Genomic DNA, 14910 nt, shown 5'->3' on the forward strand with positions numbered 1-14910 from the left:
GCAGGTGGATTGCTCTGACGCTGCGACAGGCGCACCCTGCCGCAACGCTTTGTCCAACAGGGAACCCGACGCATGACCACCTCTGCCTCGCTGACCGATCAGCTGGCCGCGCAATTGCAAGGCCCGCAGTTGCAACAACTCGCCAGCCGCCTGGGCATTGCGCCCGAGCAGGCCCAATCGGCGGTGCAGACCGCGCTGCCGCTGTTGATGGGCGCGCTGGGGCGCAACAGCCAGCAAGCCGGCGGCACCGATGCCTTGCTGGGCGCCCTGCAGCGCGATCACGCCGCCAGTCCGGACATCGGCAGCCTGTTTGGTGCGTTGCTGGGCGGCTCGGCTGGCGGGCAGCAAGCCAACGGTGCCGGCATCGTGAGCCATCTGTTCGGCGACAAGGCACCGCAGGCGGCGGCCGGCCTGGGCCAAGCCACCGGACTCGAACCCAGCAAGGCCGGCCAACTACTGCAGCTGCTCGCCCCCATCGTGATGGCGTACCTGGCCAAACGGTTTCTTGGTGGCGGTGCGGCAACCAGCACTCAGCTCGGCCCCGCCCTGGCGCAGGAACATCAGCAGGTCCGCAGCACTGGCGGTGCGGGCGGTTTGCTGACCAGCGTGCTGGATCAGGATGGCGATGGCCAGCTGGGTCTGGGCGATGTCATGAAGTTGGGCGGCAGCCTGTTCGGCAAACGCTGACCACGGGGCGATGCACCGAGTGGGCACCGCCGTGCTATCCATAGTGCGACGCTATCGATATGGTTGAATAATTCGAATTCACCAAATGATCGATGCTCTTTATCGTGTGCCAACGCCGCCATGATGAGTCCGCCTGAAGTATCCGCCTGTCTGTTGCGTCTTCCGTCAGCCAGATCGCACTTGCGACGCCAGGCAGCCGCTAGCATCGGCAGGGCCGGCAGCCGTCGTGGAGCGGCTGCCGCATTGTTTTCGTCATCGATGACCCCGCCTCACGCACTGCTCCACTTCGATTCCACCAGCACGTGTCGCGCATCGGCACGCAGCTCCCCAAGTGCTCACGCACATAGGTATTGCCATGACCACCGAAGCAAAGTGCCCGATCAACCACGCCGTCGTCGGCGCCGGAACCACCAATCGCGATTGGTGGCCGCAGCAATTGCGCGTGGATCTGCTCAGCCAGCATTCGACCAAGTCCAACCCGCTGGGCCAGACCTTTAGTTACGCCGAGGCGTTCAAGCGCATCGACCTGCCCGCGCTCAAGCAGGAACTGCGTGCGCTGATGACCGACTCGCAGGACTGGTGGCCGGCCGACTTCGGCCATTACGGCCCGCTGTTCGTGCGCATGGCCTGGCATAGCGCCGGCACCTACCGCATCGGCGACGGTCGCGGCGGCGGCGGTCGCGGCCAGCAGCGCTTCGCACCGCTCAACAGCTGGCCGGACAACGTGAGCCTGGACAAGGCGCGCCGCCTGCTGTGGCCGATCAAGCAAAAGTACGGCCAGGCCATTTCCTGGGCCGACCTGATGATCCTCACCGGCAACGTCGCGCTTGAATCGATGGGCTTCAAGACCTTCGGCTTTGCCGCTGGCCGCGAAGACACCTGGGAGCCGGATCAGGACCTGTACTGGGGCCGCGAAACCAAGTGGCTGGGGGGCGACGACCGCTATGCGCACGGCTCGCCGGGCGTGGACGAAGCGCACGGCGTGCTGGTCAAGGACGACGACAGCCAGGTCAAGCACACCCGCGATCTGGAAAATCCGCTGGCCGCCGTGCAGATGGGCCTGATCTACGTCAACCCGGAAGGCCCGGACGGCAAGCCCGACCCGGTTGCCGCCGCGCACGACATCCGTGACACCTTCGCGCGCATGGCGATGAACGACGAAGAGACCGTGGCGCTGATCGCCGGCGGGCACACCTTCGGCAAGACCCACGGTGCCGGCCCGGCCGATAACGTCGGTGCCGAGCCGGAAGCCGGCGAGCTGGAAAGCCAGGGCCTGGGCTGGCACAACCGTTACGGCAGCGGCAAGGGCGCCGACACCATCACCAGCGGCCTGGAAGTCACCTGGACCACCACGCCCGCGCAGTGGAGCAACGACTTCTTCGATCACCTGTTCAAGTTCGAGTGGGAACTCAGCAAGAGCCCGGCCGGCGCGCACCAGTGGGTAGCCAAGAACGCCGACGCCATCATTCCCGATGCGCACGACGCGGCGAAAAAGCATCGCCCCACCATGCTGACCACCGATCTGGCGCTGCGTTTTGACCCGGCGTATGAAGCGATCTCGCGCCGCTTCCACGCCCACCCGGACCAGTTCGCCGATGCGTTTGCACGCGCCTGGTTCAAGCTCACCCACCGCGACATGGGTCCGCGTGCCCGCTACCTGGGTCCGGACGTGCCGGCCGAAGAACTGCTGTGGCAGGACCCGGTGCCGGCGGTCGATCATGCACTGGTCGATGCGCAGGATGCCGCTGCGCTGAAGCAGACCATCCTCGCTTCCGGCCTGAGCGTGGCGCAGCTGGTCACCACCGCCTGGGCCTCGGCATCCACCTTCCGCGGCTCGGACAAGCGCGGCGGCGCCAACGGTGCACGCATCCGCCTGGCACCGCAAAAGGACTGGCAGGCCAATCAACCCGAACAGCTGGCCAAGGTGCTCGGCACGCTGGAGCGCATCCAGGCCGACTTCAATGCCGCGCAATCGGGTGGCAAGAAGATTTCGCTGGCCGACCTGATCGTGCTTGCCGGTAACGCGGCGGTGGAACATGCAGCGCACGCCGCAGGCCACAGCGTCACCGTGCCGTTCGCGCCGGGCCGCACCGATGCCTCGCAGGAACAGACCGATGTCGAATCGTTCGCCGTCCTCGAGCCGGTGGCCGATGGCTTCCGCAACTTCGCCAAGCGCCGCTACGCAGTGCCTGCCGAAGCATTGCTGATCGACAAGGCACAGCTGTTGACCCTGACCGCACCGGAGTTGACCGTGCTGGTCGGCGGTCTGCGCGTGCTCGGTGCCAACGCAGGCGACTCGAAGAATGGTGTGTTCACCACCCGCCCCGGCGTACTGAGCAACGACTTCTTCGCCAACCTGCTCGACATGCGCACCGAATGGAAAGCGACCTCGGATGCGAAGGAGCTGTACGAAGGCCGCGACCGCAGCAGCGGCGAACACAAATGGACCGGCACACGCGTGGATCTGGTGTTCGGCTCCAACTCCATCCTGCGAGCGGTGGCCGAGGTCTACGCCAGCGCCGATGCACAGGAAAAGTTCGTGCACGACTTCGTCGCCGCCTGGACCAAGGTGATGCAGTTGGATCGGTTCGATCTGGCCTAAGCGCAGCTAACACACCGACTGTGCTCGCCGCGAGGCAAGCCCAGTCGGTGCTCGGAACCGGCATGGACAATCCATGATGGTTCCGAGTGCGCTGTCCACAGCCAACTGACGACTGCTCGCTATGGTTTGTCAGCCGCTCCAAGCCGCAGCAGTAACGCAAACGCCCCGGATATCCGGGGCGTTTTGTTTTGCGGCACTGCAGCCGCAGTGCCATGCGTTCCGACTGCCGTGATGCTGTTGATCAGATGCGTTGCTGCTCAGCATCGCCATCATCCCGAACAACAGCGAGTTTCCTTCGACCGGAGCGCAGGTTTTCAGCTGAATCGCACGCCCGAATAGCCACAGCAATGGTGTGCCATGGTCGGATATGTGCACCGCATGCGTCCCGCATCCACTGATTTTTTACAACGCGTCGATATCGCCCAACGCGTTGATCAACCGGCGGGCACGCTTGTCTGGTTTTCCTTCCGGCGCGCGGTAACCGGTGCGCTCGGCAGCGCGCTGCAGCCGCCATTGCGAACGCGCCTCGCGTGAGGCATCGCCCTCCATATACAGCGCCTGCGCAACCGGCGCGGGGCCGCGCACGTCGCTGAGTGCAGCCACCGTGACCTCAAAGATTTCACCGCCACGGTCGATGCGCAATTGCTCGCCGCTGCGCAGCGTGCGCGACGGCTTGGGTCGCTGACCGGCCACATCTACCTTGCCGGTCTCCACCGCCGTCTTGGCCAGGCTACGCGTCTTGAAAAAGCGCGCGGCCCACAGCCACACATCCAGCCGGACCGTCTTGCCCTGTTCCAGCTCCAGATTCATGCGTCTTGCTGTCTCGTTCTATCAGGTAAGCAATGTTTGGGCAGCCATTCGGGAACTCAAGCTGGACCGTCAACCCTGCGATGCTGATCGATTGCCAGGTCGATGGTCGGCGCGCACCCCCATCCGCCCTGCGGGCACCTTCCCCCGCAGGCGGGGGAAGCGACCTGTTGTGCGTGTGCAACGCCGATCCATCAAACGCTCGCAAACCCCGGACCTTCTCCCGCCTGCGGGAGAAGGTGGCGCGCAGCGCCGGATGAGGGACACGCCCCTGCTCTGCAGCGCATCCCAAACAGCAAGCACAACATCTTGCAAAGGCGGTCACCGCTGGTATCGAACGTGGAGCGTGTCCCAACCCGACATCTGCAGCGCAAACCAAATGGCACTGCATCGGATCTCACCCAGCAATGCTAGTGTGCGCAGCTTCTGCGCGACGATACGCCTGCGATGCCCAAATCCGCTGTCCTGACCGAAGGCCCGATCGGCAAGAACCTGCTGTTGTTCGCGCTGCCGATCATGGCCGGCAACATCGCCCAGTCGCTCAACGGCTCGGTCAATGCGATCTGGATCGGCCGCTATCTCGGCGAAGAAGCGCTGACTGCGGCAGCCAACGCCAACAGCATCATGTTCTTCCTGATCGGTTCGGTGTTCGGCATCGGCATGGCCTCCACCATCCTGATCGGCCAGGCCATGGGCGCGCGCGACATCGCGCAGGCACGCAAGGTGATGGGCACCAGCGCGAGTTTCTTCGGCGGGCTGTCGGCGGTGATTGCCGTGCTCGGCTGGTATCTGGCGCCGCACCTGCTCACCGCCATGGGCACGCCGGCCGCCTCGCAGACGCTGGCCGAAGAGTATCTGCGGGTGATCTTCCTGGCGATGCCAACGCTGTATCTGTTCGCCTTCCTGTCGGCGGCGTTGCGCGGTACCGGTGATGCGCGCACGCCATTCCGGTTTCTATTGTTGTCGGTGCTGCTGGATATCGTGTTCAACCCGTTGCTGCTGTTTGGCATCGGTCCGTTTCCTGCACTGGGTATTGCCGGTGCGGCCTGGGCCACGCTGATCGCGCAGGTCGTGGCACTGGCCGGCCTGCTGCTCTATCTGCGCAAGAAACGCCACGTGTTGTGGCTGGGACGGCGCGATCTGCATCTGTTCCGCATCGACCCGGCCATCCTGCGCGCGCTCATCGTCAAAGGTGTGCCGATGGGCCTGCAGATGGTGATGATCTCGCTGGCGATGATCGCAATGCTGTCGCTGGTCAACGGCTTCGGCACCGACACTGCGGCCGCGTTCGGTGCCGGGCTGCAGCTATGGAATTACGTGCAAATGCCGGCAATGGCCGTCGGCGCCGCCTGTTCGTCGATGGCCGCCCAGAACGTGGGGGCCGGCCTGTGGTCGCGCGTGGATGCCATCGCTCGCACCGGCATCGCCGCCAACTTTCTGATGACCGGCCTGCTGATTGCGCTGTTGATCGGATTCGATCGCTGGACCCTTGCCCTGTTTCTGCCCGAAGGCAGCGCCACGTTGGAGGTTGCGCGGCATCTCAACCACATCGCGATCTGGTCGTTCCTGCTGTTCGGTGTCAGCTTTGTGGTGTCGGGCGTGGTGCGCTCCACCGGCGCGGTGATCCCGCCGCTGTTGATCCTGGCGTTTTCGCTATGGGGCGTGCGCGTGCCGTTAGCCAACGTGTTGCTGCCGCATCTTGGGGCTGATGCAGTGTGGTGGAGCTTTCCGATCAGCTCGACCTGCTCGATGCTGCTGTCGCTGGCGTATTACCGCTGGGGCGGCTGGCGCAAGGCGCGCATGCTGGCCACACCCACGCATCCGTCAGCACTGGCCGCCCCGGCTGAAGTACCCGCACATCCCGCTTCGCCGGTCGCCGATACCGCACCCACCGCCGAGCAGACGCAGACACGATCGCACTGAACGTGCACGTCAAGCGCAGCCAAGCCGTGCGATCAATGCCGGTGCGCGGATGCGTTGATTGGTTTCAAGGTGTCGCGCAGACCCAACGACTGACACGTGATAAATCCAAGCGGCGTCATGCTGTCCGCCGGATGTCGTTATTCGTCGTCATCCAGCAACGCCTGACATCCTGACGACCAAGCAGCATCTGCGCTGCACTTGGCCCGTGCCTGAAACAGTGCAGCGGTTTTACAGCGCAGTGAGTGAGCAGATCCGTGGATTGCTGCATCCATCGCGCGCCCTCTATGTCCCAGACACGTAGAGTGGATCGACATGCGATTGTTTGCTGACGTGCATCCACTCCAGGGACCGGATGCAGCGAGATGCCTTACATCTGCGTCGATCCATCTGAGTCGATGACGGCTAGCGATCTGCACAGCGCGCAATCCGCCACTGCGATGGCATCAGCATCAGCGCATCACCCACTGAGCGCACCATAAAAAAACGCACGCCCTGAGCGTGGTCGACATTTCCCATTCCACAAATTCCATCCCACAAACGCAAACGGCCGCCCGAAGGCGGCCGTTTGGCAAAGGCAGATCTTAACGACCTGCCAGTGTGGCTTACTCGGCGGCCTTGGCAGCAGCCTGGCGAGCGGCCTTGGCCTGTGCAGCGGCGGCCAGATCTTCCTTGATGCGGGCAGCCTTGCCTTCCAGACCACGCAGGTAGTACAGCTTGCCGGCGCGGACCTTACCGCGGCGCTTCACTTCGACCGAGTCGATGATGGCGCTGTGGGTCTGGAACACGCGCTCGACGCCGAAGCCGTGCGAGATCTTGCGCACGGTGAAGGCGGAGTTCAGGCCGGCATTCTTGGTACCGATCACGACGCCCTCATAGGCCTGCACGCGCTCGCGGTTGCCTTCCTTCACCTTGACGTTCACCACAACGGTGTCGCCCTGGTTGAATTCCGGCAGCTTGCGCTGAATCTGGGCGGCTTCGAAGTCAGCCAGGATGGTCTTGTTGAGTTTGCTCATGATGGGCACCGCGTGTCTGGTGATATTGGACCGGCAGTCGCCGCACGGCGATTGCTCGAGGTTCGTAAAGAGGGCCAGACGCAAGGCTGACCAGCAAGCCGCATATTGTACCCCAATCAATCTTGCAAGAGCTAGGGGTGAGCCCTTATTTCTCGTTACCGGGTTTATCGTCGCTTGGGGCGAGTTCGCGGCGAAACTCGTCCAACAGACGGCGATCGTTCTTGTCCAACCCAGCCTCGTCCAACAGGTCCGGGCGTCGCAGCCAGGTCCGGCCAAGCGACTGCTGCCGGCGCCAGCGCGCGATGGCGCCGTGGTTGCCGGAGCGCAACACGTCCGGCACATCGCCCCAGGCATGGGTCGATGGATGGCTGTAGTGCGGGCAATCCAGCAGGCCTTGCGGGCCTTCGAAACTGTCCTGCGCGGCAGATTCGGCGTCGTTCAACACACCGTCCTGCAGCCGCGTCACCACATCCACAAGGACTGCAGCGCCCAACTCGCCACCGGACAACACGTAGTCGCCGATGGAGATTTCCAGATCCACTGCCTGCGCCAGGAAGCGCTCGTCCACACCCTCGTAGCGCCCGCACAACAAGATCATGCGCGGCAACTGTGCCAGCTCGCGTGCGAGCGGCTGGGTGAGCGGCCGCCCTTGCGGGCTGAGGTAGATCACCGGTGCCGGCCGTGCATCGGCGGCTTGCACCGCATCCAGACAGGCCCGCAACGGCTCGATCAACATCACCATGCCGGGCCCGCCACCGAACGGGCGATCGTCCACCCGGCGGTAATTGCCCTGCGCATGGTCGCGCGGATTCCAGCCTTGCAGCTCAAGCAAGCCACGCTCCTGCGCCCGCCCGACCACACCGAACGCCGCGCATTGCGCGATGAACTCCGGGAACAGGCTGATGACGTCGATGCGCACTTAAGAATCGGGAATCGGGATTGGGGAATAGGTAGAGCAAGAGCGAAGCCGAGGCACCGCTTCGATCAGAAATCCGGATCCCAGTCGACCACGATCAGATTGGCCTCGAAGTCCACCGATTTGACGAACTCCGGCAGCACAAACGGGATCAGCCGCTCGCGATCGCCGCGCACGACGACCACGTCGTTGGACCCGGTGGAAAACAGATGCGAGACCGTCCCGAGCTTGACGCCCTCGACGGTTTCCACCTGCAATTCTTCCAGATCCACCCAGTAGTACTCGTCGGGCTTTGGTGGCGGCAAGACGCTGCGGGAGACATAGATTTCGGTCCCGTGCATGGCCTCGACCGTATCGCGGTCGGTCACGTCCGGGAACACCGCAATCAGGTTCTTGCCCTGATCGCGCCCACGTACGCCGCTCACAACCGTTTCCTGTCCCGATGGCGTGCGCACGATCCACGGCTGATACCGAAAGATCGCACTGCGCGGCTCGGTCCAGGATTCGAGCTTGAGCTCGCCCTTGACACCAAAAGCGCCGACAACCCTGCCTAACAGGATGCGGCGCTCGGTCGGCTTCATCTGCGTCGACTCTGGGCCAGGCGGCGACGCCAGGCCCTCAAGATCAGGCCGCAGCGGCCTGGGACTTGGATGCTTCGCGATACAGGTTACGCACCTTGTCGGTCAGCTGCGCGCCCTGGCCGACCCAATGGTCGACGCGTGCAACGTCCAGCACGATGCGCGGTTCTGCACCCTGTGCAACCGGGTTGTAGTAACCCAGACGCTCGATGTTGCGGCCATCGCGCGCGCTGCGCACGTCGGTCACGATGATGTGGTAGAACGGACGCTTCTTGGCGCCGCCGCGGGTCAGTCGAATCTTGACCATGGTGTTGTTTTCCTGAGTTGCCCAGTCGCCAGAGTGGCGCGGTAAGCCGGCGATTATAGCGGGCTCCGGCGGCGAAGCCAAGTCAGCCGGCGCCGGCACACCAGATCGCTCAGATCGCTTGCCAGGCATGGGTTTGCAGGGCCCGCTCCAGCAGCGGCAACTGTGCGGCATGCGGCCCCCAACGCGCCGGCCCCAGCGCCACGATGGCCTGCTGGCCACGCGCGTTGCAGGCGAATGCGCCATCGAAGCGGTTCAGCTCGCTGAACTCCACCGGGCGACTGACCTGCGTGACGCCCAGCGTTTTCAGGCCGGACTGCAGCAACTGCTGCCGGGTGCCCAACAGCGACGCCCCTTGCGGCCAGACCAACCCGCCGCGCTCCCACAGCCCCAGATTCCAGAACGCCCCCTCCAGCACCCTGCCCTGACGGTCCTGCAGCACGACATCGTCATGGTCGGCCTGCATGGCCAGCCGGCGCAGATGCAACAGCGGGAACGTGCCGACATGCTTGAGTTCCGGCCGCTCGCGCACGTAATCGGTGACCTGCACGCGGAGCCCGGTCTCGGGCATGTCCGCCGGCGGCGAGATGGCGACCAGCACATCCAGCGCGACTTCGCGCAACGGGTTGCGAAAATCGTAGTCGGGCGCGAACACGGTGACGCGCAGACTGGCATCGACCATGGCCGATGCCACCAGCGCAGCGTGCAACTGCGCTCGCAGCTGGTCCGCTTCCAGTTCCTGCCCGAACAGCGCGCGGCTGCCCTCTTGGAGGCGCTGCAGATGCAGATCCAACCCCAGCGCTGCTCCGTTGCGCACCTGCAACGTGGTGAAGTGGCCGTAGTTGATCAGCGCGGCGGCACCGAGCTGTTGCGCGCTCGCCGGCGCGCCGTTGCAGAAGATCAGCGACATAGCAGTGCCTGCGCCTGCGTCCACCACTGCGTGACCAGCTCACCGGCCGGCTGCACTGGCGCCATCCACGCCGATTGGCCCGCCCAGGCCTGCATCGACGCCAGACGGTTGTCGCGCGCTGCCGCCTGGCGCATCGGCGCAGTCAAGCCGCGCTGCACCGGATACGGCGCCGGCGGCGCTGCATCCGCAGCCGCCGCCGCACGCACATAAGGCGTGAGCAATGCCCGTCCCAGGCGACCTGAAAACGCGCGGGTTGGCTGGGTGTGTTCCGGCTCGGCGGCCGCAAGCGCATCGGCCCAGGCGCTGGGCAGTGCTGCTTCGGGCGTGCGCAGCAGGCCGGTGCCGATCTGCACCGCGCTGGCGCCCAGCGTCAGAGCCGCGGCAATGCCGCGCGCATCGGCGATACCACCAGCAGCGATGACCGGAATCTCCAGCCGATCGACAAGCCGCGGCAGCAACGCGAACAACCCGGTCATCTGCTGCGCTGCCTGACTGGCATCGAACGCGCCGCGATGGCCGCCGGCTTCAGCACCTTGCGCAACCACCGCGTCGGCACCGGCAGCCTGCGCCGCACGCGCTTCCTCCAGGGTGGTGACGCAGGCGAACCAGGCGATGCCGGCCGCCTTCAGCCGCGCGACCTGGTCGGGCCGGAACACCCCCATGATCGAGGAGGCCACCGCCGGGCGCGCGTCGAGCAAGGCCTCGAACTGTGCATCGAAGTCGGCTGGGGTGGCATCGCCTGCGGTCTCGGCCACCGGCGGGCCCCACTGCGCAAGAAACCCGCGCAGCCGCGCTTCTGCCTCTGCATCGCGCACAGGCGCCGGATCGGGAATCCACAGATTGACCTGCGCAGGCCCGGCACTCGCTTCACCAAATGCGGCCATCCACGCAACGATGTCCTGCGGCTGCGATAACACCGCCCCCATCGCGCCCATACCACCCGCATTGGCGACAGCGACCGACAGCGGCACCGGGCAAGCGCCGGCCATGGGGCTGAGCAGGATCGGGACGCGCAAGCCAAAGCGCTCGCAGAAAGCGTCGACGCTTGAGTACGGGCCATCCAACGCGAGCGACTGTGTCATGACACCCTCAGCGATAGCCTTCGAGCAGTTGCACGATCCTGGGCCACTGCATCTGTCGCGCCAGGTCCAGCGCGGTGTTTCCCGAGGGCGTGCGTAGCGACGCATCGGCGCCGTGCTTGAGCAACAGCGAGACCGGCTGATAATTACCGGCCAGGGCATCGCGCTGCAACAGCGTCCAGCCAGCGTCGTCGCGGAAATGCACCATGTCGGGCTGATCGCGCAGGCCCTGATCGAACTTGGCACCCATGTTCTCGCTCATCGGGTGCTCGCACTCCGATGGGTCCTGCTGCGCTGCGGTGGGCTGAGCCGGCTTGCTGCCGAACAGCTTGCCGAACAAGCCGCTTTTGCGCTCCTGAACGCGCGCAGGCACCAGGCGCACGGCACCCGGACCACCGAAATCCAGGCCCCACGCGGCATCGTGTTCGGCGCGTTCGTCCTGCGGCATCGCGCGACGCATCGCATCGATGGTGTGGCCGCCGTAAGCCAGCCCATCGATGACATACATCCAGTCTTCCAGTTCGCCGATCGGCGCAGAGACGGCGTCGCCGGCGGCCAGCTCCGAGATCCATGCCGGGTCGTTGAGCAGGCTGCCGGACAGCTGCTCGCCATCGAACTGCACGTCCGATACCCACATGTGCTCGTGTGACGGCGCACCAACTGCGGATGCGTCGGTGGCAAACGGTAACTTGATCGCTGCCAGGGACAACGCCGGCACGATCCGACGATATTCCCAGGACAGCTCACGCCAGAAAAACTTGAACGTCGCGCGTGCATCGACATACGCCGCCAACATCGCAGCGTCGTCCTGGGCGGGATACATACGGCTTTCTGTCACGGTTACCTCGACTAAGAGCCGGCAACAAAACTACTTCACGCCAGTCTACTGCAGGCCGGCTGATCTACTGTCTGGCTGCAGGGCCCTTGCGCGCCCACCATCGCGGGACACGCTGCAAGGACGTCCTTGTAAGCGCTTACGTGGCATCCATGCCGCGTAAGGTCCCGCAACGGTGGGCGGGCAAGGACTGGTCGAGATAGTCGGTGCGCATACTTTTGAACAAAGCAACCGACCAACTTTCTGGTGCGGTGCCCTCGCCGCTTGCGGGACCGTGTGGCGGCATGGATGCTGCCACCGAGCCCCCAGGGACGGGTTTACGGCGTGTCCCGCGAGCGGTGAGGACACTGCGCCCTCGACCCACGCAGCGTTTGATATGGACCTCTGACTGCATCCACGCAATCGCACCTGCATCTGCGCGATGCCCTACATTGCCAGTGCGGCGCCGCACTGGCCGCGTCAGCGCATCACTGACCTCAACGGAACGGCATGCCGCCGCGGCCGCCCATGGCGCCCATCATGCCCTTCATGTTGCGCATCAGGCCCTTCATGCCGCCGCCGGCCAGCTTGCCCATCATCTTTTCCATCTGCTGGTACTGCTTCATCAGCTTGTTGACGTCGGCCGGCAACATGCCCGAGCCACGCGCGATGCGGGCGCGGCGCGAGCCGTTGAGCAGGGCCGGGTTACGGCGCTCTTTCTTGGTCATCGAATTGATGATGGCGATCATGCGCGGCACTTCCCTGCCGGTGACCTGCTGCTTGACGTTGTCCGGGATCTGGCCCATGCCCGGCAGCTTGTCCATCAGCCCATGGATACCGCCCATGTTCTGCATCTGCTCGAGCTGTTCTTTCATGTCGTTGAGGTCGAACTTCTTGCCCTTGGCGACCTTGGCGGCGAGCTTGGCGGCCTTTTCCTGATCGACGCTCTGCTCGACCTGTTCCACCAGCGACAGCACGTCGCCCATGTCCAGGATGCGGCTGGCCACACGGTCCGGATGGAATACGTCCAGGCCGTCGGTCTTTTCGCCGGTACCGACAAACTTGATCGGCTTGCCGGTGATGTAGCGCACGCTCAGTGCGGCACCGCCGCGGGCATCGCCGTCGGTCTTGGTCAGCACCACGCCGGTCAACGGCAGCGCCTCACCGAACGCCTTGGCGGTGTTGGCCGCGTCCTGGCCGGTCATGGCATCGACCACGAACAGGGTTTCGGTGGGATTGATCGCGGCGTGCAAGGCCTTGATCTCGTCCATCATCGCTTGATCGATCGCCAGACGGCCGGCGGTATCGACCAGCAGCACGTCGGCGAAGGACTTGCGCGCGTCGCTGATGGCCGCGCGCACGATGTCGACCGGCTTCTGCGAGGCATCGGAGGGGAAGAACAGCACGCCGACCTGTTCGGCCAGGGTCTTGAGCTGCTCGATCGCGGCCGGGCGATAAACGTCGGCCGAGACCACCATGACCTTTTTCTTGCGCTTTTCCTTCAAGTGCTTGGCGAGCTTGCCGACCGTGGTGGTCTTGCCCGCACCCTGCAGGCCCGCCATCAGGATGATGGCCGGCGCCGGCACGTTGAGGTTGAGGTCGGCAGCGGCGGCACCCATCACGGCGGTGAGCTCGTCACGCACGATCTTGATCAGCGCCTGGCCCGGGGTCAGCGACTTGAGCACTTCCTGGCCGACCGCACGCACCTTGATGCGCTCGATCAGCGCCTGCACCACCGGCAATGCGACGTCGGCTTCGAGCAGTGCGATGCGCACTTCACGGGTGGCTTCGCGGATGTTTTCCTCGGTCAGGCGGCCGCGTCCGCGCAGGCGCTCCATGGTGCCGGAGAGACGTTGGGTTAGGGACTCGAACATGCGCAAAGGACCGCGTAAGGGGAAACGGGCACCGATTATAGCGGCACAGGCCAACCGCCCGTCCCGCCGCCCGACCGGCAAAGCCAGACCAGGAAGAAGCCACCCCAACACTCGGCAATGTGCAGAGCCAACCCGCGCGCCAGCGCACCCGCACCAAGAACGGCAGCTGCAGCGCCGACCGGCAAGTCTCCCTGACCCGCTCGCGCGCCGGCCCCACCTGCCAGCCCACCTCCAGCCCCGCAGCTCGCAACCCTGCTTTCCCGATTCCCGATTCCCGATTCCCGATTCCCGATTCCCGAATCACCAATCCCGACTCCCCGCCGCCAATATGCGAAACTTCCACGATGACAATCGTTCTCATCGCGTTCGCCTTGTATCTGCTGGCCGCGGCGCTGCTCACCCAGGCGGTGCTGCGCGATGGCAACCAGGCCCCTGCGCGCTGGCTGGCACCGGCACTTGCCGCCGTTGCGCTGCACGCCGGATATCACGTGCTGGTGGCGTTCCGCACCGCCGGCGGGCCGGACATGCATTTCTTTGCGGCGTTGTCGCTTTGTGGCCTGGGCATGGCCGCGCTAACGGCGGTGTTCGGCGGCCGCGGGCGGATGGCAGCGGTGGGCGTGGTGGTGTTTCCGCTGTCGGCGATCCTGCTGGCCAGTTATCACGCCTACGGCCACGAACCGAGCGCTGACCTGGGCTGGCGGCTGGAGTTGCACGCCTGGATGGCCTTGCTGGCCTACGCCACCCTGGGCATCGCCGCGCTGCTGGCGATCATGCTGTGGCTGCAGGAGCGCGCACTGCGGCGGCGCGACTTCCACACCTGGCTGCGAGCGCTACCGCCGTTGACCGAGCTGGAAACCTTGTTGTTCCGCACGATCACGGTCGGCTTCGTGTTGCTGAGCCTGACCCTGCTGACCGGGCTACTGTTCGTGCAGGACTTCCTGGCGCAACGGCTGTTGCACAAGACCGTGCTCAGCATCCTGTCGTGGATCGTGTTCGGCGCGCTATTGATCGGCCGCTGGCGCAATGGCTGGCGCGGCAGCAAGGCGGTGCATTGGACGCTGACAGCGATGGCGCTGCTGGTGCTGTCGTTCTTTGGCAGCAAGTTCGTGATCGAGCTGGTGCTGGGGCCGCGTTGATGGCGGTGGGCGTGCAACGGTCTTGCACGTCATCTGGGCGGGACGCATGCCAGAGGTGTTACGACGTGGGTCACTGCATGTTGGTGCCAACGAAGTAAATATCGAGCGTCTGCGCGAATACGCGAGCGATGCGCTTCAGAGCGCAGGCCTGGAATTGCCTTGCCACTGCGGCGTTTATCAACAGTCAGGCTGACCTGACTGCTGTGTGGATCGGCGTGCAGTGTGCGCCTGCCGATGTCGCCGCGTCGCTTGCGCCCAGCTCACGAG

General features: G+C 64.9%; 13 protein-coding genes and 1 other RNA gene. 5 read left to right on the forward strand and 9 right to left on the reverse strand.

All coding sequences use genetic code 11. From position 1 onward, the window contains the following. Nucleotides 1-72: 72 nt before the first annotated feature. The 3 genes from VC212_RS02090 (at nucleotide 73) to VC212_RS02100 (ending at nucleotide 3424) form a co-directional block, all read left to right on the forward strand. Nucleotides 73-687, forward strand: a complete 615-nt coding sequence (locus VC212_RS02090; protein WP_115553299.1) for a DUF937 domain-containing protein — start codon at nucleotides 73-75, stop codon at nucleotides 685-687. A 355-nt stretch (nucleotides 688-1042) separates the two neighbouring features. Continuing rightward, a complete protein-coding gene (gene katG, locus VC212_RS02095; RefSeq protein ID WP_323514213.1) occupies nucleotides 1043-3289 on the forward strand; it encodes a catalase/peroxidase HPI in 2247 nt (748 codons plus the stop codon). 62 nt (nucleotides 3290-3351) lie between these two features. Beyond that, nucleotides 3352-3424, forward strand: a non-coding RNA gene (locus tag VC212_RS02100) — sX9 sRNA. A gap of 267 nt (nucleotides 3425-3691) precedes the next feature. Here the strand turns inward: VC212_RS02100 and VC212_RS02105 are convergent. Beyond that, complete coding sequence (locus VC212_RS02105; RefSeq protein ID WP_323514214.1) at nucleotides 3692-4099, reverse strand: RNA-binding S4 domain-containing protein; 408 nt, start codon at nucleotides 4097-4099, stop codon at nucleotides 3692-3694. 444 nt (nucleotides 4100-4543) lie between these two features. Here VC212_RS02105 and VC212_RS02110 point away from each other — a divergent pair, with 444 nt between their 5' ends. After that, nucleotides 4544-6019, forward strand: coding sequence for an MATE family efflux transporter (locus tag VC212_RS02110; protein WP_323514215.1), 1476 nt, complete (start codon nucleotides 4544-4546; stop codon nucleotides 6017-6019). A 602-nt stretch (nucleotides 6020-6621) separates the two neighbouring features. Here VC212_RS02110 and rplS read toward each other — a convergent pair. The 8 genes from rplS to ffh form a co-directional block, all read right to left on the reverse strand. Next, nucleotides 6622-7032, reverse strand: a complete 411-nt coding sequence (rplS, locus tag VC212_RS02115) for a 50S ribosomal protein L19 (RefSeq protein WP_055845430.1) — start codon at nucleotides 7030-7032, stop codon at nucleotides 6622-6624. A gap of 145 nt (nucleotides 7033-7177) precedes the next feature. Continuing rightward, nucleotides 7178-7951 (reverse strand): tRNA (guanosine(37)-N1)-methyltransferase TrmD, encoded by a 774-nt coding sequence (gene trmD / locus VC212_RS02120; protein ID WP_055845432.1) that lies wholly within the window; start codon nucleotides 7949-7951, stop codon nucleotides 7178-7180. 65 nt (nucleotides 7952-8016) lie between these two features. Beyond that, the gene (gene rimM, locus VC212_RS02125) at nucleotides 8017-8529 is read right to left on the reverse strand and encodes a ribosome maturation factor RimM (protein WP_115512231.1); all 513 of its coding nucleotides are present in this window, start codon (nucleotides 8527-8529) and stop codon (nucleotides 8017-8019) included. A 43-nt stretch (nucleotides 8530-8572) separates the two neighbouring features. Further along, a complete protein-coding gene (gene rpsP / locus VC212_RS02130; RefSeq protein WP_005989876.1) occupies nucleotides 8573-8833 on the reverse strand; it encodes a 30S ribosomal protein S16 in 261 nt (86 codons plus the stop codon). A 109-nt stretch (nucleotides 8834-8942) separates the two neighbouring features. After that, nucleotides 8943-9740 carry an aminotransferase class IV family protein gene (locus VC212_RS02135; RefSeq protein ID WP_055845438.1) on the reverse strand — a complete coding sequence of 266 codons (798 nt, stop codon included), beginning with the start codon at nucleotides 9738-9740 and terminating at the stop codon, nucleotides 8943-8945. Continuing rightward, the gene (locus tag VC212_RS02140; protein ID WP_323514216.1) at nucleotides 9731-10822 is read right to left on the reverse strand and encodes a nitronate monooxygenase; all 1092 of its coding nucleotides are present in this window, start codon (nucleotides 10820-10822) and stop codon (nucleotides 9731-9733) included. Before VC212_RS02140 ends, VC212_RS02135 begins: the two co-directional genes overlap by 10 nt. A gap of 7 nt (nucleotides 10823-10829) precedes the next feature. Continuing rightward, nucleotides 10830-11657, reverse strand: a complete 828-nt coding sequence (locus VC212_RS02145; RefSeq protein WP_055845443.1) for a DUF2314 domain-containing protein — start codon at nucleotides 11655-11657, stop codon at nucleotides 10830-10832. 473 nt (nucleotides 11658-12130) lie between these two features. Then, complete coding sequence (ffh, locus tag VC212_RS02150; RefSeq protein ID WP_323514217.1) at nucleotides 12131-13507, reverse strand: signal recognition particle protein; 1377 nt, start codon at nucleotides 13505-13507, stop codon at nucleotides 12131-12133. Between the two features lie 344 nt (nucleotides 13508-13851). On the opposite strand from ffh, the gene ccsA reads away from it, so the two are divergent. Next, a complete protein-coding gene (gene ccsA, locus VC212_RS02155; protein WP_055845453.1) occupies nucleotides 13852-14643 on the forward strand; it encodes a cytochrome c biogenesis protein CcsA in 792 nt (263 codons plus the stop codon). Nucleotides 14644-14910: the final 267 nt, after the last annotated feature.

The sequence above is a fragment of the Xanthomonas sp. WHRI 8932A genome, assembly GCF_035012785.1.
Classification (GTDB): Bacteria; Pseudomonadota; Gammaproteobacteria; order Xanthomonadales; family Xanthomonadaceae; genus Xanthomonas.

Coding starts and splice junctions, on each gene's coding strand:
- VC212_RS02140 (WP_323514216.1), bottom strand. CDS start 10,822: ATGACACAGTCGCTCGCGTTGGATGGCCCGTACTCAAGCGTCGACGCT.
- ccsA (WP_055845453.1), top strand. CDS start 13,852: ATGACAATCGTTCTCATCGCGTTCGCCTTGTATCTGCTGGCCGCGGCG.
- VC212_RS02105 (WP_323514214.1), bottom strand. CDS start 4,099: ATGAATCTGGAGCTGGAACAGGGCAAGACGGTCCGGCTGGATGTGTGG.
- VC212_RS02090 (WP_115553299.1), top strand. CDS start 73: ATGACCACCTCTGCCTCGCTGACCGATCAGCTGGCCGCGCAATTGCAA.
- rplS (WP_055845430.1), bottom strand. CDS start 7,032: ATGAGCAAACTCAACAAGACCATCCTGGCTGACTTCGAAGCCGCCCAG.
- katG (WP_323514213.1), top strand. CDS start 1,043: ATGACCACCGAAGCAAAGTGCCCGATCAACCACGCCGTCGTCGGCGCC.
- VC212_RS02110 (WP_323514215.1), top strand. CDS start 4,544: ATGCCCAAATCCGCTGTCCTGACCGAAGGCCCGATCGGCAAGAACCTG.
- rpsP (WP_005989876.1), bottom strand. CDS start 8,833: ATGGTCAAGATTCGACTGACCCGCGGCGGCGCCAAGAAGCGTCCGTTC.
- rimM (WP_115512231.1), bottom strand. CDS start 8,529: ATGAAGCCGACCGAGCGCCGCATCCTGTTAGGCAGGGTTGTCGGCGCT.
- VC212_RS02135 (WP_055845438.1), bottom strand. CDS start 9,740: ATGTCGCTGATCTTCTGCAACGGCGCGCCGGCGAGCGCGCAACAGCTC.
- ffh (WP_323514217.1), bottom strand. CDS start 13,507: ATGTTCGAGTCCCTAACCCAACGTCTCTCCGGCACCATGGAGCGCCTG.